The organism is Sulfitobacter sp. 1A15299, assembly GCF_043556915.1.
GTDB lineage: Bacteria > Pseudomonadota > Alphaproteobacteria > Rhodobacterales > Rhodobacteraceae > Sulfitobacter.
The window spans coordinates 131642-153791 of the sequence record NZ_JBIFFJ010000003.1 but is presented as its reverse complement, the minus strand read 5'-3'; the positions used below and the strand labels follow the sequence as shown (position 1 = coordinate 153791).

Annotated in this window: 19 protein-coding genes; 13 read left to right on the top strand and 6 right to left on the bottom strand. The window is 64.3% G+C overall.

Features of this window, described 5'->3' with window-relative positions; genetic code table 11:
- Positions 1–56: 56 nt before the first annotated feature.
- Positions 57–1907, bottom strand: coding sequence for a serine protease (locus ACGYK7_RS06105; RefSeq protein WP_394400007.1), 1851 nt, complete (start codon positions 1905–1907; stop codon positions 57–59).
- A 155-nt stretch (positions 1908–2062) separates the two neighbouring features.
- Here ACGYK7_RS06105 and ACGYK7_RS06100 point away from each other — a divergent pair, with 155 nt between their 5' ends.
- The 9 genes from ACGYK7_RS06100 to glmM all read left to right on the top strand — a co-directional run bounded on the left by ACGYK7_RS06100 (position 2063) and on the right by glmM (position 13371).
- Complete coding sequence (locus tag ACGYK7_RS06100; RefSeq protein WP_394400005.1) at positions 2063–3010, top strand: glycine--tRNA ligase subunit alpha; 948 nt, start codon at positions 2063–2065, stop codon at positions 3008–3010.
- On the top strand, positions 3007–3522 hold the full coding sequence (locus ACGYK7_RS06095; RefSeq protein ID WP_394400003.1) for a DUF6446 family protein: 516 nt from the start codon (positions 3007–3009) through the stop codon (positions 3520–3522). The genes ACGYK7_RS06100 and ACGYK7_RS06095 overlap by 4 nt, the downstream gene beginning before the upstream one ends.
- An 81-nt stretch (positions 3523–3603) precedes the next feature.
- The gene (locus tag ACGYK7_RS06090) at positions 3604–4419 is read left to right on the top strand and encodes a DUF1206 domain-containing protein (protein WP_394400001.1); all 816 of its coding nucleotides are present in this window, start codon (positions 3604–3606) and stop codon (positions 4417–4419) included.
- A gap of 92 nt (positions 4420–4511) precedes the next feature.
- Positions 4512–6599, top strand: a complete 2088-nt coding sequence (gene glyS, locus ACGYK7_RS06085; protein WP_394399999.1) for a glycine--tRNA ligase subunit beta — start codon at positions 4512–4514, stop codon at positions 6597–6599.
- A 74-nt stretch (positions 6600–6673) separates the two neighbouring features.
- Complete coding sequence (locus tag ACGYK7_RS06080) at positions 6674–9211, top strand: putative PEP-binding protein (protein WP_394399997.1); 2538 nt, start codon at positions 6674–6676, stop codon at positions 9209–9211.
- Positions 9212–9340: 129 nt separating this feature from the next.
- On the top strand, positions 9341–9982 hold the full coding sequence (locus ACGYK7_RS06075; protein WP_394399995.1) for a cell wall hydrolase: 642 nt from the start codon (positions 9341–9343) through the stop codon (positions 9980–9982).
- Positions 9983–10088: 106 nt separating this feature from the next.
- Positions 10089–11015, top strand: a complete 927-nt coding sequence (locus tag ACGYK7_RS06070; protein ID WP_394399993.1) for a dihydroneopterin aldolase — start codon at positions 10089–10091, stop codon at positions 11013–11015.
- Positions 11015–12028: a dihydropteroate synthase gene (gene folP, locus ACGYK7_RS06065; RefSeq protein WP_394399991.1), complete on the top strand. Its 1014-nt coding sequence runs from the start codon at positions 11015–11017 to the stop codon at positions 12026–12028. Before ACGYK7_RS06070 ends, folP begins: the two co-directional genes overlap by 1 nt.
- Complete coding sequence (glmM, locus tag ACGYK7_RS06060; RefSeq protein WP_394399989.1) at positions 12025–13371, top strand: phosphoglucosamine mutase; 1347 nt, start codon at positions 12025–12027, stop codon at positions 13369–13371. Before folP ends, glmM begins: the two co-directional genes overlap by 4 nt.
- Positions 13372–13377: 6 nt before the next feature.
- Here glmM and ACGYK7_RS06055 read toward each other — a convergent pair whose 3' ends face one another.
- Both ACGYK7_RS06055 and ilvC read right to left on the bottom strand, forming a co-directional pair.
- Positions 13378–14298: a DMT family transporter gene (locus ACGYK7_RS06055; protein ID WP_394399987.1), complete on the bottom strand. Its 921-nt coding sequence runs from the start codon at positions 14296–14298 to the stop codon at positions 13378–13380.
- Positions 14299–14375: 77 nt separating this feature from the next.
- A complete protein-coding gene (gene ilvC, locus ACGYK7_RS06050; protein ID WP_394399985.1) occupies positions 14376–15398 on the bottom strand; it encodes a ketol-acid reductoisomerase in 1023 nt (340 codons plus the stop codon).
- Positions 15399–15532: 134 nt separating this feature from the next.
- Here ilvC and ACGYK7_RS06045 point away from each other — a divergent pair, with 134 nt between their 5' ends.
- The 3 genes from ACGYK7_RS06045 to ACGYK7_RS06035 all read left to right on the top strand — a co-directional run bounded on the left by ACGYK7_RS06045 (position 15533) and on the right by ACGYK7_RS06035 (position 17627).
- On the top strand, positions 15533–15988 hold the full coding sequence (locus tag ACGYK7_RS06045) for an Lrp/AsnC family transcriptional regulator (RefSeq protein ID WP_394399983.1): 456 nt from the start codon (positions 15533–15535) through the stop codon (positions 15986–15988).
- Positions 15985–16440: an Lrp/AsnC family transcriptional regulator gene (locus ACGYK7_RS06040; RefSeq protein ID WP_394399981.1), complete on the top strand. Its 456-nt coding sequence runs from the start codon at positions 15985–15987 to the stop codon at positions 16438–16440. The genes ACGYK7_RS06045 and ACGYK7_RS06040 overlap by 4 nt, the downstream gene beginning before the upstream one ends.
- A gap of 62 nt (positions 16441–16502) precedes the next feature.
- Entirely contained in the window at positions 16503–17627 is a 1125-nt protein-coding gene (locus ACGYK7_RS06035; RefSeq protein WP_394399979.1) for an aminotransferase class V-fold PLP-dependent enzyme, read from the top strand.
- 18 nt (positions 17628–17645) lie between these two features.
- Here the strand turns inward: ACGYK7_RS06035 and ACGYK7_RS06030 are convergent, their stop codons facing one another.
- Both ACGYK7_RS06030 and ACGYK7_RS06025 read right to left on the bottom strand, forming a co-directional pair.
- Positions 17646–18845 carry a UbiH/UbiF family hydroxylase gene (locus tag ACGYK7_RS06030; RefSeq protein ID WP_394399977.1) on the bottom strand — a complete coding sequence of 400 codons (1200 nt, stop codon included), beginning with the start codon at positions 18843–18845 and terminating at the stop codon, positions 17646–17648.
- Positions 18845–19492: a pyrimidine 5'-nucleotidase gene (locus ACGYK7_RS06025; protein WP_394400400.1), complete on the bottom strand. Its 648-nt coding sequence runs from the start codon at positions 19490–19492 to the stop codon at positions 18845–18847. Before ACGYK7_RS06025 ends, ACGYK7_RS06030 begins: the two co-directional genes overlap by 1 nt.
- A gap of 101 nt (positions 19493–19593) precedes the next feature.
- Between ACGYK7_RS06025 and ACGYK7_RS06020 the strand changes: the two genes are divergently transcribed.
- Positions 19594–20247: a GntR family transcriptional regulator gene (locus ACGYK7_RS06020; protein WP_394399975.1), complete on the top strand. Its 654-nt coding sequence runs from the start codon at positions 19594–19596 to the stop codon at positions 20245–20247.
- Here ACGYK7_RS06020 and ACGYK7_RS06015 read toward each other — a convergent pair.
- Positions 20198–22141, bottom strand: a complete 1944-nt coding sequence (locus ACGYK7_RS06015) for a glycosyltransferase family 2 protein (protein WP_394399973.1) — start codon at positions 22139–22141, stop codon at positions 20198–20200. The two genes, ACGYK7_RS06020 and ACGYK7_RS06015, sit on opposite strands and share 50 nt — an antisense overlap.
- Positions 22142–22150 lie beyond the last annotated feature (9 nt).

The window sequence follows — 22150 nt, the reverse complement described above, 5'->3', positions numbered from 1 at the left end:
CGGCGCCGATGGCACCGCCCTTTGATTTGCTCGCGACAGGCGCTGCGCCGCCCGCGTTACTCCCAACAGCTGACCAAGACGGTCATGCCCTGCGCGCGCAGGGTCAGGTCGCGCGGCGCGATCGGGCCTGTGGCCCCTTGCGCCTGTGTGCTGCCCAGACCTGCGTCTTGCGCGGCCTTGAGGATCACATCGCCATCAAGGGCAAAGCTTACGTCTTCGGGGAGTTTGCGGTCAGCATCGCTTTGGGGAAGCAGCATGCCCACGACATGGCCATTCTCGTCGAACACCGGCCCTCCGGCATCACCCGGCTGGGCCTTGACCGACAGGCGTTTGAGGGTCTCATCCCCGTCCAGCCCCTTGAGGTCCGACAGGGCGCCAAAGGTCAGGGTCGCGGCGCTCAGCACCCCTTCGTAGGAGTAGCCCGCGACGGAGATTTCCGATTGCAGGCGCGGGGCTGCGTTGCTGAACTCGGCCACGGCCAGCGGGGCGAGGCGGCTCTCGGGTTTGAGCAGGGCAAGGCCGCGCGCCTCATCGGTGGCGACCACCGTGGCATCGGTATCGGCGTCCAGCGTCACCCGCCCGCAGGAGGCCACGACTTCGCTGGTTGTGACGACCGCGCCATTGCCATCAATGAAAAAGCCGCTGCGGGCGATCTTGGGTTGGCGGATTTGCAGACCGGCGACCAGATCAATCGCCTGCGTATCGTTGTTGCCAGCGGCGGCGTCGAGCACGCCGGGCAGGCGCGTGAGGCTTTTCGACATCTCGGCCACCACACGGCGGCGGCGGTCTTCGTCCCCGGCAGGCCAGATCAGGGTGAAGCCCTTGATCCGACCATTCTCAAGCGAGACCTGTGTCTGGCTGATGATGCTGCCGTTCTCGCCGATCAGTTCAAAGGAATTGCGCTTGCGTTCGCGCGGGCCATCCAAGGGGACGATCTCAAGCGTTTGCATGATGTCGTAGAGGCCGTAGAGCGTATCTTGATTGCCCGGCTGGCTGATCAACAAGACCCGCGCGCCGATGTTGCCGCTGCTGTCGTAATGGGCAAAGGGCGGCTCGTAGCGGGCGAAGTCGACTTCGGCGGTGGGCATCATGATCTCGATCCCGGCCTTCTCGTCGCGCACCAGTTGCAGGCCCAGCCCGTCGAGCACGGCATTATACTGCGCCATCAGCGCGGCGCGCTGGCGGGTGGTCAGTACGCCGGTTTCGTCATATCCGTTCGCCGCCTGCCATGCCCCCATAGAGGCGCGGGTGCCCCGGCCGAAAGCGCCATCAATCGCGGCGTCGTAAAATCCGGCCCATTGCAGGGCGATTTGTAAATCCTTGCGCTCCTGCGCCGAAAGGGCGCGTTCCGAACGGCGCGCTTCTGCCGGGGTCTCATCCGGTTCGGGCGGGGTGGGGGCCGGGGCGCTCTCGGCCTCTGCGGCTTCGGTTTCACCCTCCGTCCCTGCGGGATCAAGCGGGGTTGTCGTGACATCGGGGGTAGTGCTGGCTGCGGCGGCTTCCTCTGGCGCATTGCCATCTACGCCCACGGGCGCGTCGATCACGCCGGTCTCCAGAACGTTGTCGCCGACGGGCCAGAACTGCTGCTGGAAACGGCTGGATTGCTGGATGAAGCTGTCGCGCGGCACCAGACCGTCGCGCACATAGCTGCGCCGCACCAGTTCCGCGTCTTCGCGCCGGTAGGGGCCCACGGCAATGCCGTACCAGCCGCCGCCCAAGGCAAAGCCATTCACGTCATCCAACAGGGTCTCATAGGCGCGGGCCCGGTCCGTGGCCTCAGCCAAGGACGGCTGCGCTTCGATCTGAACCCAAACGACATCCTCTGCCGATTGCGCCCGCGCAAGGCCAGCCCAGATCAGGCTCAGGGCCAAGAAGATCGCCACGGGGGCAGGTAGAATTCGCTTCATCGTCACTCAACTCTCGCAAAACCAAATCCGAGCCAGACTACGCCGGAAAGCGGCGCGAATGCCATGCAAAAGGGGGCGAAATTCTGATAAAGCTGTGATTGACCCCCATGGTTTGCAGACGTAGGAAAGGCGCGCATCATTAAGGGGCAATCACCATGTCTGACGCAGCGCAGAAACCACGCTCTTTCCAAGAGATCATCCTTGCTTTGCAAAGCTATTGGGCGCGGCAGGGCTGCGCGGTGCTGCAACCCTACGACATGGAAGTGGGCGCGGGCACCTTCCACCCGGCCACCACGCTGCGCAGCCTGGGCACCCAGCCTTGGGCCGCGGCCTATGTTCAGCCCTCGCGCCGCCCCACGGATGGGCGCTATGGCGAGAACCCGAACCGTTTGCAGCATTATTACCAGTATCAAGTGCTGATCAAACCAAGCCCCCCCAATCTGCAAGACCTCTACCTCGGCTCGCTCGAGGCCATCGGCATCGACATGGCGCTGCATGACATCCGCTTTGTCGAAGACGATTGGGAAAGCCCGACGCTCGGCGCTTGGGGACTGGGCTGGGAGGTCTGGTGCGACGGCATGGAAGTCTCGCAGTTCACCTATTTCCAACAGGTCGGCGGCCATGACTGCCACCCTGTCTCGGGCGAGTTGACCTACGGGCTGGAGCGGCTGGCGATGTATGTGCTGGGCGTCGATCACGTCATGGACATGCCCTTTAACAGCCCCGACGCGCCGATCCCGCTGACCTATGGCGATGTGTTCAAACAGACCGAAGAGGAATTCGCGCGCTGGAACTTCGACACGGCCAATACCGAGGTGCTGCTCGATCAGTTCAACGAGGCCGAGGCCCATTGCAAATTCATCCTCGAACAGCCCGCCGAAGACCCCAAGACCGGCAAGCGCATCGTCATGGCACATCCGGCCTATGACCAATGCATCAAGGCCAGCCATATCTTTAACCTGCTCGACGCGCGTGGCGTGATCTCGGTCACCGAGCGGCAGGCTTATATCGGGCGGGTGCGCGGCTTGGCCAAGCAATGCGCCGATGCCTTCGTCCAGACCCGCGCCGGCGGCTGGACGCCCGAGGCGGACAGCGCGGCATGAGCGGGAAGATTGTTGGCATCGTGATCCTCGTCTCCGCAGTGATCGCCGGTGCGGCGCTCTATTACCTTCAGATCTACGGCTTTTACCACGATGTGCCCGAGGCCAAGGTCGAACTCGTCTCTCTGACGACGCAGGAGCCGGAGGAGATCGCGGCGGCGAAGCTACAGGCCATCGACGCCGACAGTTCCCCGATCCGGTTCCGCGCCTGTTTCGAGCATGACATCAGCCTTGCCATGGCGACCGAGACCTATGAGATGACCGACCATACCGATCCGCGCAACGCGCCTGGCTGGTTCGATTGTTTCGACGCCCCCGCCATCGGGGCCGAGATCGCGGCGGGCAGCGCGCTGACCTTCCTCGGCGGCAAGAACGTGCACTACGGCGTCGACCGGATCGTGGCGCTGACCGACGACGGGCGCGGCTATATCTGGCATGAGCTGAATGACTGCGGTGAGAAGTCCTATGACGGCACCGTGGTGGGCGAAGCCTGCCCCGAACGCCCCGCCGACTGATCTTATCGCCACCCGCGGCCCCTTTCGGCGGAACTTTTTGGCGCTGCTGAACGCTTGTCCCCACATAGATCGGGGGCGAAAATGTCAGAGAAAACACATGAGGGGCTGAAATGGGTGATGCGCGCGGGCTATGGCGCGCGCGGGGTGATCTATACGATCGTCGGCGCGCTGGCGCTTTTGGCCGCGCTCAAAAGCACCCAAGCCTCGGGGACGAAAGACGCCCTCGCGGCGCTGCGGGATGAGCCCTATGGCATCCCCGCGCTATTTGCCATCGGCATCGGGCTGCTTGCCTATCTGGTCTGGCGTGTGGCCGCGGGCGTGAAAGATGTCGAAGACCACGGCACCGACGCCAAGGGGCTGATCGCGCGGCTGGGGCAGATCACGACCGGGCTGATCCACGGCGGTATCGGCGTTTCGGTTCTCGCTCTGGCGATGAGCGGCAAGAACTCCGGCGGCAATTCCGCGCAAGACTGGACGCAAAAGCTGATGGCCATGCCTGCCGGGCGCTATGTCGTGGCCGCCGGTGCGCTGATCCTTTTGGGCGCGGGGATTTACTACGCCTACAAAGGGCTGAGCGGGAAGTATAAGGGCCATTTGGCGCGCACCCATTTCACCGAAAGCATCGACCCCATCGTGAAAATTGGCCTTGTCGTCTATGGCGGCATTCTCGCGCTGGTCGCCTTTTCGCTGGGCTATGCGGCGCTGACCGCCAATCCCGAACAGGCGGGTGGTCTGGGCGAGGCGCTGCAAGACCTGCGCGGCATGGCCTTTGGGCGCTTCCTTCTGGGCGGGGCCGGGCTGGGGTTGATCGGTTTCGCGGTCTATAACTTCGTCGAAGCGGGCTATCGCGTGGTGCCGAAATTCTCTGACCCCGATATCCGCACCTTGTTGGATTAAACGCGGGGCGGGGGGCTAGACCCTCCGCCTAGCACTCGTTATCCAAGCCCCCGATGAGACGCCGCCGTCGCGGCAAGAATTGGGGGCCGCCCGTGCCAGATCTGCTGATTGAACTGTTTTCCGAAGAAATTCCTGCGCGGATGCAGAAACGCGCGGGCGAAGACCTGCAAAAGCTGGTGACCAATGGTTTGGTCGAGGCCGGTCTGACCTATGGCTCCGCCGCCGTTTTCACCACCCCGCGCCGACTGACATTGGCGCTTGGCGACATGCTCGCCGCCAGCCCCCGGCAGGTCGAGGAGCGCAAAGGCCCGAAGGCCGATGCACCAGAAAAGGCGATCGAAGGTTTCCTGCGCGGCGCGGGCCTGACCCGCGACCAGCTTGAGGAACGCGACACGCCCAAGGGTAAGGTGCTCTTCGCCAAGATCGAAAAGCCGGGCCGCCCGGCGGCCGAGATCGTGGCCGAGGTGCTGGAACAGACCATCCGCAACTTCCCCTGGCCCAAGTCGATGCGGTGGGGCAGCGGCAGCCTGAAATGGGTCCGCCCGCTGCATTCCATCCTCTGTGTCATCAGCGATGAGGCCGGGGCCGAGGTCGTGCCGTTGACCATCGACGGGATCACCGCCGGAAATACCACGCGCGGCCATCGGTTCCTCGCGCCCGATGAGATCGAAGTCTCGGGGTTTGAGGATTATCAAGACAAGCTCGCCCGCGCCTTTGTCGTGCTCGACCCCGCCGCGCGGGCCGATACGATCTGGCATGACGCCACCAACATGGCCTTTGCCGCCGGGCTTGAAGTCGTCGAAGACGCAGGGCTGCTGGCCGAGGTCGCGGGGCTCGTGGAATACCCCGTCGTGCTGATGGGCCGGATCGGCGAGGATTTCCTCGGCCTGCCGCCTGAGGTGTTGCAGACCTCGATGAAGGAGCACCAGAAGTTCTTCTCGGTCCGCAACCCGAAGTCGGGGCAGATCGAGCGGTTCGTCACCGTCGCCAACCGCACCACCGCCGATGAGGGTGCGACGATCCTTGCGGGCAACGAAAAAGTGCTCGGCGCGCGGCTGTCGGATGCGAAATTCTTCTGGGACAACGACCTGCGCAGCGTCACCACCGGCGCGGGGATGGAGACATGGGTCAAGGCGTTGGAGAACGTCACTTTCCACAACAAGCTGGGCACGCAAGCCGAGTTGATTGACCGCATGGCGACGCTCTCGCGCGAGTTGGCGCCGCTGGTCGGTGCCGATGCCGATGAAGCCGAAAAGGCCGCCCGCGTCGCCAAGGCCGACCTCAGTTCCGAGATGGTCTACGAATTCCCCGAGTTGCAGGGCCTGATGGGCAGCTACTACGCCCGCCGCGCGGGGATGTCGGACGCGGTGGCGGATGCGGCCAAGGACCACTACGCGCCGCTCGGGCCGTCCGATGATGTGCCGACGGCGCCTGTGTCGATTGCCGTGGCTTTGGCCGAGAAGATCGACAAGTTGACCGGGTTCTGGGCGATTGATGAGAAGCCGACCGGGAGCAAGGATCCCTTCGCGCTGCGCCGTGCGGCATTGGGCGTGATCCGGATTTTGGTTGAGAATGATGTGTCTCTATCGCTAAACGACGTGCTGGCGCAAAGCGCCGAGATCGTCGGCAAGCGCGACGCGGGTCGGGCCGATACCGCGGACATTTTGGGCTTCATCCACGACCGCCTCAAAGTCTACCTCCGCGACCAAGGCATCCGTCACGACATCATCGACGCCTGCATCGCGATGGACGGCAGCGACGATCTCACCCTGCTGGTCAAACGCGCCCGCGCCCTGTCGGAAACGCTCAAAACCGACGATGGCGAAAACCTGATCCAAGGCTTCAAACGCGCCAACAACATCCTTAGCCAAGCTGAAGAGGCCGACGGCGTGGAATACTCCTTTGGCGCCGATCCGAAGTTTGCCGAGACGGAGGCCGAGAAAGACCTCTTCGCCGCACTCGACAAGGCAGAGGCCAAGATCACCCCGGCGATGGCGGCGCAGGATTTCTCGACCGCGATGGCGGCCATGGCAGAATTGCGCGGGCCGATCGATGCGTTTTTCGAGGCGGTGCAGGTCAACGCCGAGAACCCCACGGTGCGGCGCAACCGGCTTAATCTGCTGAGCCGCATCCGCACGATCTGTAGCGCCGTGGCGGACTTGACCAAACTGGACGGCTGACCCCAGAGGGGGCGAGATCCCTTGCCCCTTCTGCATCAACCCCTATGCTGCACCGGAACGATTAAGGTGCCGCAGTGCAGAACGACCCCCATACCACGCTGGTGACCCCCACCGCGCCGATTGCCAATACCACCCACGGCGGGCGGGCGAAATGTTTGCAACGTCTCGTGCGGCTTGACCTGCCCGTGCCGCGCACCATCGCGCTGTCCTTTGATGCGGTGCAGCAGATCGCGCGGGGGCAGATGCCCGACGTGCAGGCGGTGGTCGATCAGTTCCCGAAAGGCGCGCTGCTTTGCGTGCGGCCCTCCAGCCAAGACCCCGATTGGGGCGGGCCGGGGGCGGTGCTGAACATCGGGATCAACGACGCGCTGTTTGAAAGCTATGCGGGCACCATTGGCGAAGGGCCAGCGGCGGCGCTTTATTCGCGTTTCGTGCAGTCCTACGCGGTCAATGTGGCCCGTCTCGATCCGGATATGTTCGACGATGTGAATGGCGATGGCCGCGCGGCGCTGATGGAATCCCTGCGTGCCTATGAGGCCGAAACCGAAGAGCGTTTTCCCCAAGACCCGGCAACGCAACTGGCCGCCGTGCTGCGCTCGATGGCGCGGGCGTGGAACGGCACCTCGGCGCGGCTGCTCAGGCAGGCCAAGGGCGCGCCCGCGGATGCGGGGCTGGGGCTGGTGGTGCAAGAGATGGCCTTTGGCGTGGGGCAGGGGCAATGCGGCTCGGGCGTGTTGCAACTGGTCGACAGCGACACCGGCCTGCCGCAGATCACCGGGCGCTATCTGAGCCAGAGCCAAGGCCGCGACGCGCTCGAAGGCGATGCGGCGGCGATGTATCTCACCCGCGATCCACGCGGGCCATCGCTTGAAGAATTGGTGCCCGAAGCCTTTGCGGAGTTGAAGGATCACGCAGCACTGATGCGCAAGCGTCTGCGGGCCGAGATGCAGGTCGAATTCGTGATCGATCAGGGCAAGCTGCATATCCTGGACGGTGTGAAGGTCGCGCGTTCCTCTCGCGCTGCTGTGCGCATCGCCGTGGCGCTGGCCGATGAGGGGATCATCAGCCGCGAGGAGGCGCTCATGCGGGTGCAGCCGCGCACGCTCTCGGAACTGCTGCACCGCCAAGTTGACCCAAGCGCCAAGCGGGACGTGATCGGGCGCGGCATCGCCGCCAGCCCCGGCGCGGCGACCGGGCGGATCGTCTTTTCCGCCAGTGACGCGCAGGCCAGCGCCGCACGCGGGGAGCCTTGTATCCTCGTCCGGCGTGAGACGTCCCCCGAGGACATTCGCGGCATGCATGCCGCTGCCGCCGTCTTGACCGAACGCGGCGGCATCACCAGCCATGCGGCGGTGATCGGCCGCGGCATGGGGCTGCCTTGCGTGGTCGGTGCCTCGAACATGCGCTTTGTGGTGACCCAACGGCAGATCATTGCCCCCGACGGGCGGGTCTTTGTCGAAGGCGATCAGGTCACTGTCGATGGCTCCACCGGGCAGGTGCTGGCGGGGGCGGCCAAGATGCAGGAGGCCGCGCTCGACGATACCTTCAACCGGCTGATGGGCTGGGCCGAGGACGTGGCCGACATCGGCATTCGCGCCAATGCCGACACGCCGACCGACGCCCAGACCGCGCGCAACTTCAACGCCCATGGCATCGGCCTGTGCCGGACCGAGCATATGTTCTTCGAGCCCGGGCGCCTGACAGTGATGCGCGAGATGATCTTTGCCGAAAGCGGCGAGGACCGCCGCGCCGTGCTGGAACGTCTGCTGCCCATGCAGCGCGAGGATTTCACCCAGCTTTTCCGTATCATGCAGGGCCAGCCGGTCTGCATCCGTCTGTTCGACCCGCCGCTGCATGAATTCCTGCCCTCCGACAAGGCCGGGCAGCGCGAATTGGCCGAGGCGCTTGGCCTTCAGATGTCCGATGTGACCCGCCGCGTGGCGGCGATGACAGAGTATAACCCGATGCTCGGCCTGCGCGGCGTGCGGCTCGGGGTCACCGTGCCCGAAATCTATGAGATGCAGGCCCGCGCCATTTTCGAGGCCACGATCGAGGCCAGCCGCGATGGCGAGCCGGTGGTGCCCGAGATCATGATCCCGCTGGTCAGCGCCCGGCGCGAGGTTGAACTGGTCAAAGCCAGCGTTGATGCCGTGGCCGCCGCCGTGCGCAGCGAGCGTGACGCGAGCTTTACCTACCGCCTCGGCGTCATGGTCGAGACCCCGCGCGCTTGTCTGCGTGCTGCCGACATCGCGCCGCATTGCGCCTTCCTCAGCTTCGGGACCAACGACCTGACGCAGATGACCTACGGCCTTTCGCGCGACGATGCGGGCCGCTTCATGTCGAACTACGTGCAACAGGGGGTCTACCCGGAGGACCCGTTCCATGTGCTTGACACCGATGGGGTCGGCGAATTGCTGCAACTTGGGGCGGAAAGAGGGCGCAGGGCGCAGCCCGGAATCACCCTTTCCATCTGTGGTGAGCATGGCGGCAACCCCGAATCCATCGCCTTTTGCCGCGAATCGGGGTTCGATTATGTTTCCTGTTCGCCATTTCGCGTACCAGTTGCACGTTTGGCCGCTGCCCAGCTCGCCATTGCCCACAAGATCGGGTAGGGGCGGCGGGCTCCGGCCCAATTTATACCATAATTCGGCGAGTTTCTGCACATAACGTCTGGTTGGGTTTACCGCCGGGAACCTTTTGGCTATCCGCCCCGCAGCCCTAACAATGATGCGAGGCGCATAATGCGTTTTATCCGGTCGATTTCTTTTGCTCTTTCCGTGGCGCTGTGCAGCAGCCCTCTGGCGGTTCAAGCCAGCTCTGAAAGCGCAAGCGATCTTGCGCAGATTGAAATTCAAGGTCTGAAGTCCGCCGGTGCGGCGCGGCTTCAGGAGATGGTCGCACAGCCCGTGTCGGCCAACGCGACAGACGTGAAATTCTCCACGGCGTGGATCGACAGCCAGCCCAAGGCCGAAGGCAACGCCGAGTTGCAGTGCCTTGCCGAAGCGCTCTACTTCGAGGCGCGGGGCGAGACGGTCAAAGGCCAGTTCGCCGTGGCCGAAGTGATCATGAACCGCGTGAAATCCGCCCGTTTCCCCGGCACCCTTTGTGGCGTGATCAACCAAGGGACCGGGCGCAAGTATCAGTGCCAGTTCACCTACACCTGCGACGGCCACAAAGAAGTCATCAATGAGCCGCGCGCCTTTGCCCGTGTCTCGAAAGTCGCGCGTGCGATCATCGACGGCAGCGCGCCGAAGCTGACCAATGGGGCGACCCACTATCACACCACCGCTGTGAATCCCAATTGGGCACGGGTCTATACCAAGACCGCCCGGATCGGTCAGCATCTCTTCTATCGCCATACATGGAAGACCGCCTCGAACTGAGGGGCGGGATATGCCTTCGGGTGCTGGTCTGCCGCCGGTGGGCCTGCTAAATGTGCATCGAAGCGCCCCCGGTGGGGCCATTACCCTGATCCGATAGGCGCTGCCGATGTCCGACGACGAAATTCGACTTGCCTTTGCCCACCCTTCCGAGCGGGCAGAGACGATGGCCGGCCCTGAGCCGCGCGACCGTATTTCCCTGCGCGATCATATCGTTGAGGTCGAGATCGGCGCCTTTCAGGCCGAGCGGGACGTCACCCAACGGGTCTGTTTCAACGTGGTGGTCGAGGTGGCCCCCCTGACGGGTGTGGTGGATGATGATGTCGACCGGATCCTGTCTTACGACCGCGTGACCGAAGCCATCGCCGCCGAGCTTGGCGCCGAACGGCTCAATCTTTTGGAAACGCTTGCCGAACGGGTGGCCGATCGTATCCTGATCGAGCCGCAAGCGGTGCGGGTCTTCGTGCGGATCGAAAAGCTCGACCGTGGCCCCGGGGCCCTTGGCGTTGAGATCGTGCGCGCGCGGGAGGAGGCCGCTTCGCAGGACGCGGGCCAAGAGGCGCCGCAGCCGCGCGTGGTTTATCTCTCCAACGCGGCGATTGCGTCAGCGCGGTTGCCGGGATGGCTGGACCAATTGAAAGCCGCTGCGGAGCCGGTAATCCTCTGTGTTGGCCCCTCCGACACCCCTTTGCCCCAGGCCGAGGATGAGAAAGCGCAGCGCCACATCGACCTCTTAGCCATCGAACAGAACGCTTGGATGCTCTCGGCCCGCGATCCGCGCGGCGCGGTTGTCGGCAGCCGGACCGAATTGGACTGGGCGATGAAAAACGGCCAGATCAGCATCTGGGCGCCTGCGCGCATCGTGCTCGACGCGGTGGACGGCCCCACGGCCCCGCCAAGCGCAGCACCCGCCCTAGCCGCGTGGTTCGCCGAGAGTTCAGCAGCCTGCGAATTGGTCCTGATCGGCGCGGAGCGGCCTAGGGGCGCAAAACTGCCGCTACGCCTGCTTGACGTCGAAACTGCGGAGATCGTCTGATGACCGACTACCACCGCCCCTTGGTTCAGATCGGCCCCGCACGGCCCGAAGCTGCGCTGACCCTCGCGGGCGGTTGGGGCTGGTTCACCCATGTTGAAGTCCTGTCGCGGGGGCAGACGCCGCGCGTGATCCCGGCAGAGGCGCTCCCCTTAGCCGCGCGCGATGCCCTGACCGCGCCGCGCCCGGCCATCGCTGGCTTGAGTTTCGACCGCCCCCGCGTGATGGGCATCCTCAATGCCACGCCTGACAGTTTCTCCGACGGGGGGCGTCATGCCGATCCGCAGGTCGCAGTCGCCGCAGGGGTGGCGATGCGGGCGGCGGGGGTCGATATGCTCGACATCGGCGGGGAATCGACCCGCCCGGGCGCGCATACCGTGCCGCAGGACGAAGAAATTGCGCGTGTCCGGCCAGTGATCGAAGGGCTGCGGGCCGCCGGGGGAGGGGCAATCAGCATCGACACCCGCAAGGCCGCCGTGGCCGAAGCCGCCGTGGCGGCGGGGGCGGATCTGGTCAATGACGTGGCGGGGCTGACCTTCGACCCGGCGCTTGCGCCCTTCTGCGCAGCGCGGGGGGTGCCGGTCTGTGTGATGCACGCCCAAGGCGACCCGGCCACGATGCAGCGCGATCCGCGCTATGGTGACGTGCTACTTGATGTCTATGACTATCTGGCCGAGCGGATCGCGGCGCTTGAGGCGCAGGGCATCCCGCGCGAAAATATCATCGCCGATCCGGGCATCGGCTTTGGCAAGACGCTGGATCATAACCTCGCGCTGCTTGCACGCCTCAGCCTGTTCCACAGCCTCGGGGTGCCGATTTTGCTCGGCGCGTCGCGTAAACGTTTCATCGGCACGATCGGCGGCGGTGCGGCGGGGGAAGAACGCGCGCCCGGCTCCATCGCGGTGGCCCTCGCGGCGCTGAACCACGGGGTCCAAGTCTTGCGCGTCCACGATGTGGCGCAAACCCTTCAATCCATTTTACTTTATCGTTCGGCACTGGCAGGTAAACAGGTATGACAAAGCTCTTTGGTACAGACGGCGTGCGGGGCACCGCCAATATTCACCCGATGACCGCCGATATGGCGCTGCGCATCGGGGCCGCTGTCGGGCGCTATTTCCGGCGTGAGAAGAGCGGCGTGCACCGTGTCGTCATCGGGAAAGACACGCGGCTTTCGGGCTATATGTTCGAAAACGCGCTGACCGCAGGGCTCACCAGCACCGGCATGAACGTGTTGCTTCTAGGGCCGGTGCCAACACCGGCGGTGGGGCTTTTGACGCGCTCCATGCGGGCCGATCTGGGGGTAATGATCTCGGCCAGTCACAACCCGGCCAGCGACAATGGCATCAAGTTCTTCGGCCCGGATGGCTTCAAACTTTCCGATCAGGTCGAACAGGAAATCGAAGCGCTGGTCGCCGAGGGGGTCGAGCCATCGGCACCGGATCAGATTGGCCGGGCCAAGCGGATCGACGACAGCCGCTTTCGCTATATCGAGCGGGTCAAATCCTCTTTCCCGCGTCAGATGCGCCTTGATGGGCTGAAGGTGGTGATCGACTGCGCCCATGGGGCGGCCTACCATGTGGCGCCGATGGCGCTGTGGGAATTGGGCGCGAATGTGATCCCCGTGGGTGTTGACCCGAACGGGTTCAACATCAACGACGGCTGCGGTTCCACCCAGCCGCAATCGGCGGCGGAGGCCGTGGTGGCCAATGGCGCCGATGTGGGCATCTGCCTTGATGGCGACGCCGACCGGGTGATCCTGATCGACGAGAACGGGCGCATCGGCGACGGCGACCAGTTCATGGCGCTGATGGCCGCGCGCTGGTCGAGCGAGCAGCGCTTGAAGGGCAACGCGCTGGTCGCCACGGTGATGAGCAACCTCGGGCTGGAGCGATTCCTCAACGACCGCGGCGTGCAGTTGGAACGCACCGCCGTCGGCGACCGCTATGTGGTGGAGCGGATGCGCGAAGGGGGCTTTAACCTCGGGGGGGAGCAGTCGGGCCATATCGTGATGACCGACTATGCGACCACGGGCGACGGGCTGATGGCCGGGATGCAGTTTCTGGCCGAGATGGTCCGCTCGGGCAAGCCTGCCTCGGAACTGCTTTATCAATTCGACCCAGTGCCCCAGCTGCTGAAAAACGTGCGCTTTTCCGCCGGCCAGACCCCGCTGGAAGACGCGCAGGTCAAAGCCGCCATTGCGCAGGCCGAAGCCGATTTGGCGCAGAGCGGGCGGCTGTTGATCCGCAAATCGGGTACGGAGCCCCTGGTGCGCGTCATGGCCGAACATGAGGACGCGGCGCTGATGGAGCGTGCCGTCGACAGCGTGGTCGAGGCGGTGAATACGGCGGTGGGCAGCTGAGCTGTTCTACCCGCGCTGGAACAGCCGTTTCAGCGCGCCGTATTGGCTAAGCCCAACCCCTGCAAGGATCAGCGCCATCGCGTAGAGCAGCGACATCGGCAGCGGCTCTGACAGCACCAGCGCGCCCAGTAGGACCGACCAAACCGGCACTTGGTAATTCACCAGTGACATGAAGACCGGCCCCGCGGTGCGCACCACATAGACCCGCAAAAACGCCGCGCCCGCGGTGGGGATCAGGCCGAGAAAGACCAGCACGGCCAGTATCTTGGGCGCGGGCAGGGGCGGCGGGCCCTCGCTGAGGACGGCGGCGGGTAGCATGACCGCAGCGCCGATCAGCATCAACACCGTCCCCAGCCCAATCGGATCGACCGCAGGCAGCCGCCGCATGAGGATCGAGCTGACCGCATAGCAAGAGGCCGCGGCGACGCAGGCCATTCGCCCCGCCGTCTCCATCGCGGCGCCAGTGCTTTCAAAGGCTTGCCCGCCGATCAACACGATGACGCCGACAAAACCGATGACAAAGCCGCCGACCTTGCGCGGGGTCATGCGCTCTCCCGGCAGCAGGAAATGGGCCATGGGGAGGACGATCAGTGCCACGGAGGCCATTGTCACCCCGGCAAAGCCCGAGGTCACATATTGCTGCCCCCATGCGAGCAGCGAAAAGGGCAGGGCTGCGCTTATGATGCCGATGGTCACCAGCACGAGGATGTCGGAGCCAGAGGGGCGCGCGGTGAAAAGCGCGAACCCCCGCAGGGCCCAGAGCGCCAGCATCACCACCGCCGCCAAACCGATCCGCGAAGCGGCGAGCCAGAAGGGCGTGATCCCGGTGAGCGCCACTTCGGTAAAGAGAAAGGTGCCCCCCCAGACAAACCCCAAAAGGGCGATCAAAAGCCAGCTTGTCAGCGTGATTTGAGGCGTGGTGTTCATCGGGGCTCCGGGTGTAAAGGCAAAGACCCCGGCGCAAGGCCGGGGTCGATGTCGTCTTATCTATGGGGAGACTTGGCTCAGTTCTTGGCCTTGTCCACCATCTTGCCTGCGGAAATCCACGGCATCATCTCGCGCAGCTTTTCGCCAACCTGTTCGATGCGGTGCTCGTCGTTGATGCGACGGGTCGCTTTAAACGAAGGCTGGCCCACGGCGTTTTCTTGCATGAAGTCACGCACGAACTTGCCGTTCTGAATGTCCGTCAGCACGTCTTTCATGCGCTTCTTGGTCTCGTCGTAGGGCAGAATGCGCGGGCCGGAGACATATTCGCCGTATTCCGCGGTGTTTGAGATCGAGTAGTTCATGTTGGCGATGCCGCCTTCGTAGATCAGGTCCACGATCAGTTTCACTTCGTGGAGGCACTCGAAATAGGCCATCTCGGGGGCGTAGCCCGCCTCGACCAGCGTCTCAAAGCCCATGCGGATCAGTTCCACCAGACCGCCACAGAGCACGGCCTGTTCGCCGAAGAGGTCGGTCTCGCATTCCTCGCGGAAGTTGGTCTCGATGATGCCGGAGCGTCCGCCGCCGATGGCGGAGCAATAGGAGAGGCCGATTTCCAGCGCTTTGCCGGAGGCGTCTTTGTCGACGGCCACGAGGCAGGGCACGCCGCCGCCCTTGGTGTATTCGCCGCGCACCGTATGGCCGGGGCCCTTGGGGGCCATCATGATGACATCGACGCCTTCCTTGGGCTCAATCAGGCCGAAGTGCACGTTCAGACCGTGGGCGAAGGCAATGGCGGCACCCTCGCGGATGTTGTCATGCACGTATTTCTTGTAAGTTTCGGCCTGAAGTTCATCGGGCATGGTGAACATGATCAAGTCGGCCCAAGCGGCGGCTTCGGCGATGCCCATGACCTTGAGGCCTTCGCCCTCGGCCTTGGCGGCGGATTTGGAGCCTTCGCGCAGGGCGACGACGAGGTTCTTGGCACCGGAATCGCGCAGGTTCAGCGCGTGGGCATGGCCTTGGGAGCCGTAGCCGAGGATCGCCACCTTCTTGTCCTTGATGAGGTTCACGTCGCAGTCGCGGTCGTAGTAAACGCGCATGATCTTGTCCTTTGGTTTGTCTCGTTCTGGGTCTCACCATAGTGGAGTTGCGCCCAGTAGCCATTGTCATCGCAGAGGTATTTGTGAAAGGATGAAGATAGTTATTCGTGACAATGCTCAAAAACGGAAAAATCATGCTTGATGATCTGGATCGCCGTATTCTGCGCTACTGGCAGGCAGAGCCGAGTCTCAGCCCCGGGGAATTGGCGGAGCGATGCAATGTCACCTCCGGCAAGGCGGCGCGGCGGATTGCGCGTCTGCAAGATCAGGGGATCGTGCAGGGCAGCGGGGTGGTGATCGATTGGGCGGCGCTTGGCTATGCTTTGGAAGTGTCCTTGCGGGTGACTTTGGACAAGACGCAGGCGAATGCTTTTGATGTCTTCATGGCAGAGGCGCGGCAGGTGCCTGAGGTGATCGAGTTGCAGACCTTTTTGGGGCGGGTCGATCTGCGGCTGTCGATCATTGCGCGGGACATGGGGCATTATCAGCAGATTTACCGCAGTCGCATCCTGACTCTGCCGCATATCGCCGAGATCGAGGCGCTGATGCATGTGGCGCGGATCAAGACGCAGGAGGGGCTGCCGCTGTGATTGATCTTGATGACATTGACCGGGCCTTGCTGCGGGCGCTGGCGCGGGACGCCAATCAAAGTGCCAGTGCCTTGGGGCGCCGTTTTGGCCTGTCGCAGCCTGCCACATGGCGGCGGATCAAGCGGCTGGAGGAGGGGGGCGCGATTGCCGGGCGGCGGTTGCGTTTGAATGCCGAGGCTTTGGGCTTTGGTGTGACGGTGTTTTTGGGCATCAAGCTGGCCACGCGCGGGCGGGTGAGTTTGGAGGACTTTGAGCGGGCGGTTTCGGCCATTCCCGAGGTGCAGACGGTGGAGCATGTTTTGGGGCTGTTCGACTACCGTCTGCGGGTCGTGGCGCGAGACTTGCCGGACTTCGAGCGTGTGCTCAGGCGGCGGATCATGACCCTGCCGGGCGCGGGGGAGGTGGAGGCCAATGTGCTGTTGAGCGAAGAACGCCTGCCGGGGCCGCTATAGCCGCATTTGCCTTTTGCCGCGGCGGGCCATATCCCTTTGCTTCGAATGATGGAGGAAGAACGATGGCATTGCTCGACATGGTAGACCCTTCGGGGCTTGATGAATTCAGCGTGGTCTTTACCGACCGGTCGCTCAACCACATGTCGGCGGAGTTTCAGCAGGTCATGCGTGACCTCTCGGGCTGGCTAAGCGAGGTGTATAACGCCGATGCCGTGGCGCTGGTGCCCGGTGGCGGCACCTACGCGATGGAGGCCGTGGCGCGGCAGTTCGCGCGGGGGCAGGATGTGCTCGTGGTGCGCAACGGCTGGTTCTCTTATCGCTGGAGCCAGATCATCGAGAGTGGCGATCTGACCAAGAGCGCCGAGGTGATGAAGGCGCGGATGCAGGGCAATGCCAGCCCCGCGCCCTTTGCGCCCGCTCCCATCGACGAGGTCACCGCCGCGATCCGCGCGCAGAAGCCGCAGGTGGTGTTTGCACCGCATGTGGAGACAAGCTCGGGCATGATCCTGCCGGATGACTATATCAAGGACATGGCCACGGCGGCCCATGAGGTGGGCGCGCTGATGGTGCTCGACTGCATTGCCTCGGGCTGTGTCTGGGTGGATATGAAGGCGCTCGGCGTCGATGTGCTGATCTCGGCCCCGCAGAAGGGGTGGAGTGCCGCGCCCTCGGCCGGTTTGGTGATGATGTCGGCCCGGGCCGAGGCGCGGCTGAACGAGACCACGTCGGACAGTTTCGCCATCGACCTGCGCAAATGGCGCGACATCATGAAAGCCTATGAGGCCGGAGGGCACGCCTATCACGCCACCATGCCGACGGACGCGCTGCGCGCTTTCCGCGATACGGTGAAAGAGACGCGGGACTATGGGTTCGATCGGCTAAAGGAGGCGCAGTGGCGTTTGGGCGAGGCGGTGCGTCAGGCATTGGCCGCCCGCGGCGTGACTTCGGTCGCCGCAGAGGGTTTTGCCGCGCCGGGGGTGGTCGTGTGCTATACCGCCGATCCCGATGTGCAAAACGGCAAGGCTTTCGCCGCCCATGGCATGCAGATCGCCGCCGGGGTGCCGTTGCAGGTGGGGGAGCCGGATGATTTTCGCACCTTCCGTCTGGGGCTGTTCGGATTGGACAAGCTCTATGATGTCGACGCGACCGTGGCGCGGCTGACGGCGGTGTTGGACGAGGTTCTGTAAGCCCCTCTGCGCCGCAATTCAGCGGCGCAGGCCCAGCCCCATTTGCATCAACATCTTGCGCACCGGGGGCAGGGCATAGAGGGCGTTGAGCCCCGCCGCGCGCGCGTCTCGGGCGAGCGGGCTGCTGGCTTGGCTGGCGCGGTTCAACAGGTCGATGCCCCGGACCCTGAGCGCGATATCGGCGTGGCGGGCCTTGTGATAGGCCTCCCGCATCTCCGCATCGCCGAGGCGTTCGGGCGCGGCGCGGGCCAGATCCAGCAGCGTCGCCATATCGGTCAGCGACATGTTCAACCCCTGCGCGCCGATGGGGGGCATCACATGGGCGGCTTCCGCCACGAGCGCCAGCCGTTCGGCGGAAAGACGTTTTGCCTCTTGGCTGATGATGGGCCAGAGGGCGCGGGGGCTGGCGAGGGTGAGCGGGCCGAAGAGATTGGCCGACCGCGCGGTCGCTTCGGCCTCGAAAGCGGCGGGGTCGAGCGTGGCGCGGGCTTGGGTTGCGGGGCCATCGTCCATCCAGACCACGGCGGAACAGGGCATGCCATCGCGGTCCGGGAGGGGCACGAGGGTGAAAGGCCCGCCCGCGCGGTGTACTTCGGTTGAGACATTCTCATGCGGGATCGGGTGGGTCACGCAAAAGGCCAGTGCCTTTTGCCCGTAGCGGCGGGTGGTGACCTCGATCCCGGCGGCCTCGCGCATTGGGCTGTTGCGCCCGTCAGCGGCGATCACGAGCCGGGTTCTGATCCGGCTGCCATCGCTCAGCCCGACACGCGCTTCGCTTTGGCGGGTGAAAAGCGTGGTGGTGCCGGTGCCGGGGCGGAAATCGACGTTGGGCACCTCATTCAGCCGGGACAGAATTTCGCGCCGCAGCAGCCAGTTGGGAAAGTTCCAGCCGAAGGGTGCGTCAGAGATATCGGCGGCGTCGAACGCGCGGGTGACGCGGGGGCTCGGGTCTTCGCCGCCCGCATCGACGATGCGCATGATTTGCAGCGCGGCGGCATGGGGGGCAAGACGATCCCATAGACCGGCGTCTTCCAGCAGCCGCCGCGCCGGTTGCAGCAGCGCGGTGGAGCGCATGTCGGCCCCCTTGGCGGCGCCATCGGTGACGGGCGGGGTGGGGTCGACGCAGATCACATCGAAGCCCGCCGCGCCAAAGGCCGCCGCCGCGGTCAACCCGGCGATGCCGCCGCCGGAAATCAGGATATCGCAATCGAAGGTCATCAGCCGGCCACCCGTGTTAAGAATTCGCAAAGATCTTGCGTATGGTAGTGGATGTGATCGCCTTCGCCACGTTCCGGAGCCACATGTACCGTGCGCATACCCAAAGCATGGGGCGCGGCGAGGTTGCGCGGATCATCCTCGAACATGGCGGCGGATGCGGTCTGGAACCCGTCGATGCCAAAGACCTTGTCATAGGCGGCGGCTTCGGGTTTGGGCAGGAAATCAGCGTGTTCCACACCGTAGATCGCGTCGAAAAGCCCTGAAAGGCCGCGGGCCTCAAGCACCCGTTCGGCATAGGGCGCGCAGCCGTTGGTATAGACGATACACCGCCCCGGCAGCACGCGAATGGCCTGAGCGAGCAGGGGATCGGGGGTGAGCCGGTCCATCGGGATGTCATGCACCTCGGTCAGGTAGGGGCCGGGGTCGACACCGTGTTCGCGCATCAAGCCGGCCAGTGTGGTGCCGTATGTCTGCCAATAATGCTGGCGCAGGTGGTTTGCCTCGGCCCGGTCGACCTTGATCGCGCGCATCACCCAATCGACCATACGCGCTTCGATCAGGTCGAAAAGCCGCGCTTCGGGCGGGTAAAGCGTCTGATCGAGGTCGAAGACCCAAGTGGTGACATGAGAAAAAGCATCGCGCGGCATGGCGCAGAGGTAGGCCGAGACGCGCGCCCGCGCAAGCCCTGCCGGGTTGCGCAAATGGTCGCGGTGAGTAAGGTGGCACAACTTTCAAGGACTGATAGCTGATGCCCGACCCCAAGACCGGCCCGACCGACGCCTATTCGATGATTCTGGAGGCCATCGACATTGGCACCTATCGCCCCGGTGACCGCTTGGTGGAGAGCGAATTGGCCGAGCGTTTCGGCGTGTCGCGCACGCCGATCCGTGAGGCATTACAACGGCTTGAGACGCAATCCTTGCTGATGCGCGATGGGCGCAGCCTGATCGTGGCCTCGCTGGATCACAACCAGATGGCCGAGCTTTACGTTGTCCGGGGCGAGTTGGAGGGGCTGGCCGCGCGATTGGCCGCGCGCCATGCCACCGCCGAGGAGGTGCGCGTGCTGCGGGAGATGGTGGATGCCGACAACGCGCTGGCAGGCAATCCCAATGCGCTGGCGCGGGCGAACAAACGGTTTCACAAGCAAATCCATCTGGCATCGCACAACCGCTATTTGGTGCAGCAGCTCGACCTCGTGCACCGCTCCATGGCCTTGATGGCGACCTCATCCCTCGCGGTGGAGGGGCGTGGGGAGATTGCGCAGGCCGAACATGACCGCATCGTGCAGATGATCGAAGCCCGCGATGAGGATGGCGCGGATGAGGCGCTGCGCACGCATATCTCCGTCGCCTTCATGACCCGCTTGAAGCAGGAAGCGGTCCGGCGCGAGGATGATTTTTGATCTTCCTGCGCGGTCTCACATAGCGCGGCAGAGTGTGGCCATGGGCGGTTTTGTCCCAGAAATGTGGGCTGCGATAGAGCTCAAACAGCGCTTTGGCGGCGGCCAAGGCTCCCAATGCGAAATAGAGCGGGCAGGTGATGACCCAAGGCAGCAAATGCCGCTGACCCCGGCCTGAGACCGCGATGGTGGCGGCGCAGAAGTTCAGTAATTCCGATAGAATGAAGAGGGCGAAGATCACTCTCAGGACGGGCGGGGCAAGCCAGTGCGTAACCGGGTGGTACAGCCCGAAAAAACTCAGCCACAGCGACCAGAGAAGGGGCGCGAGGGCGAATTGCGAGACCGTGGCGAGAAAGATCGCCTGCACGCCGATGAACCGCCGCAGCCCGAGGTCATTCAGCAGGGCACGCGGCCTTTGCATATGGACCGCCCAAGTGATGAGGTAGCCCTTCAGCCATCGGGATCGTTGCCGCACCCAAGGCCACGGGCGACAATTGGCCTCTTCATAGGTGGTGGTGCGCATCAGTTCGGTCACATAGCCGCGCCGCGCCAGCCGGAGACCCAGATCGGCATCCTCGGTCACGTTATGGGCGTCCCAAGCGCCGAGCCGTTCGAGGATGTCGCGCCGGAAAAACAACGTGGTGCCGCCCAGCGGGACAACCAGCCCCAGCCGGGCCACGCCTGGTAGGATCACCCGCCACCACGTCGCATATTCGATCGAAAAGCAGCGGGCCATCCAATTGCCGCGGCTGTTGTAGAAATCTAGAACCCCCTGCAAACAAGCGACATTTTCGGGTGCGTTGTGAAAGCGGGTGACAATCTGTTCGATCTGGTCCGGCTCCGGCGCATCCTCGGCATCCCAAACGCCGATGATGCTGCCGCGGCAGAAATCAAGCGCGTAGTTCAGCGCGCGGGGTTTGGTCTTGAGCGCCCCGGCGTCGGGCACTTCGATCACGCTGATCCATGGCGGCAGGGGGGTGCGGGCGATGGTCGCACGGGTGAGTTTGTCACTCGCTTCGAGGACCAGAACCGCCTCCAACAGCGATTTCGGGTAGGTGAGCCGCGAAAGCCGCGCGATCAGCGCCTGCGCGATCTCTTCCTCATGCAGCAGGGGCACGAGGACCGAGACTTGGGGCAGGCGGAATCCCTTACTCTCTTGCAAATGCGGCGGTAACCGGGGGGGCTTGGGCCGGGCGAGCGCGGCCCAAAGGGCCGTGGCCTTGAGCCCGCTGGTCAGCAGCAGGGTAAACGCGCCCCAGAGGAGCGCAATGGCAAGGACCGCAGCGGGGAAAAGCACCAACAGGCCGAGGAGCGACAGCAAAACACCCCGCAAGGCAAACCGCCGCTTGAGGCTGCGTAGCCCCCAGTTTCGACAGCTTTCCGCCTCCGCCACACGGGTGACGGCACGTTCCGCCAGTTCGGCAGCATAGAGCCTGCCGATCTGGGTTCGTACCTGTCTGGCATCGGCGACGACCAGTACCAGAGTCTTCCCCCGCTCCCCCAAGGCATCGCAAAGCTGAGTGAATTCAGCGGGGCGACCGCTGGCCACGAAAAGCCGGTCCCCCAGTTCCAGCCATGGCACGGCCTCGAATTGCAGGCACAAATGCGCGGGTATCCGAGCGGCAAGCCGTTGATCGCAGGGGCTGCGGTCGAGGTCGACCGGCTGGGCGCCATGTTGGCGGGCAAGCGCTTTGACGATGTCATCGGGGGCGATCAAGCCTTCGGTGGCCAAAACTTCGCCCAGAGCGGCGTCGATGTGGCGCTGCAGGTCAAGCCCGTGCAGTAGATCGCGCGGGCCAATGACCCCTGCGGCGATCAAATGCTCGCCCAACCGCATTCGGCGGGCGGGCGCGGTGGCCATCCGCGGCGCTGAGAGTTTCAGGCGAAGGTTGCTCATTCCGTGCCC

What these genes read in the sequence shown, in the direction of transcription:
- ACGYK7_RS06020 (WP_394399975.1), top strand. Translation starts at nt 19,594, where the DNA reads ATGCCCGACCCCAAGACCGGCCCGACCGACGCCTATTCGATGATTCTG.
- ACGYK7_RS06055 (WP_394399987.1), bottom strand. Translation starts at nt 14,298, where the DNA reads ATGAACACCACGCCTCAAATCACGCTGACAAGCTGGCTTTTGATCGCC.
- ACGYK7_RS06075 (WP_394399995.1), top strand. Translation starts at nt 9,341, where the DNA reads ATGCGTTTTATCCGGTCGATTTCTTTTGCTCTTTCCGTGGCGCTGTGC.
- folP (WP_394399991.1), top strand. Translation starts at nt 11,015, where the DNA reads ATGACCGACTACCACCGCCCCTTGGTTCAGATCGGCCCCGCACGGCCC.
- ACGYK7_RS06100 (WP_394400005.1), top strand. Translation starts at nt 2,063, where the DNA reads ATGTCTGACGCAGCGCAGAAACCACGCTCTTTCCAAGAGATCATCCTT.
- ACGYK7_RS06045 (WP_394399983.1), top strand. Translation starts at nt 15,533, where the DNA reads ATGCTTGATGATCTGGATCGCCGTATTCTGCGCTACTGGCAGGCAGAG.
- ACGYK7_RS06090 (WP_394400001.1), top strand. Translation starts at nt 3,604, where the DNA reads ATGTCAGAGAAAACACATGAGGGGCTGAAATGGGTGATGCGCGCGGGC.
- ACGYK7_RS06070 (WP_394399993.1), top strand. Translation starts at nt 10,089, where the DNA reads ATGTCCGACGACGAAATTCGACTTGCCTTTGCCCACCCTTCCGAGCGG.
- ACGYK7_RS06035 (WP_394399979.1), top strand. Translation starts at nt 16,503, where the DNA reads ATGGCATTGCTCGACATGGTAGACCCTTCGGGGCTTGATGAATTCAGC.
- ACGYK7_RS06105 (WP_394400007.1), bottom strand. Translation starts at nt 1,907, where the DNA reads ATGAAGCGAATTCTACCTGCCCCCGTGGCGATCTTCTTGGCCCTGAGC.
- glmM (WP_394399989.1), top strand. Translation starts at nt 12,025, where the DNA reads ATGACAAAGCTCTTTGGTACAGACGGCGTGCGGGGCACCGCCAATATT.
- ACGYK7_RS06030 (WP_394399977.1), bottom strand. Translation starts at nt 18,845, where the DNA reads ATGACCTTCGATTGCGATATCCTGATTTCCGGCGGCGGCATCGCCGGG.
- ACGYK7_RS06095 (WP_394400003.1), top strand. Translation starts at nt 3,007, where the DNA reads ATGAGCGGGAAGATTGTTGGCATCGTGATCCTCGTCTCCGCAGTGATC.
- ilvC (WP_394399985.1), bottom strand. Translation starts at nt 15,398, where the DNA reads ATGCGCGTTTACTACGACCGCGACTGCGACGTGAACCTCATCAAGGAC.
- ACGYK7_RS06015 (WP_394399973.1), bottom strand. Translation starts at nt 22,141, where the DNA reads ATGAGCAACCTTCGCCTGAAACTCTCAGCGCCGCGGATGGCCACCGCG.
- ACGYK7_RS06025 (WP_394400400.1), bottom strand. Translation starts at nt 19,492, where the DNA reads ATGCCGCGCGATGCTTTTTCTCATGTCACCACTTGGGTCTTCGACCTC.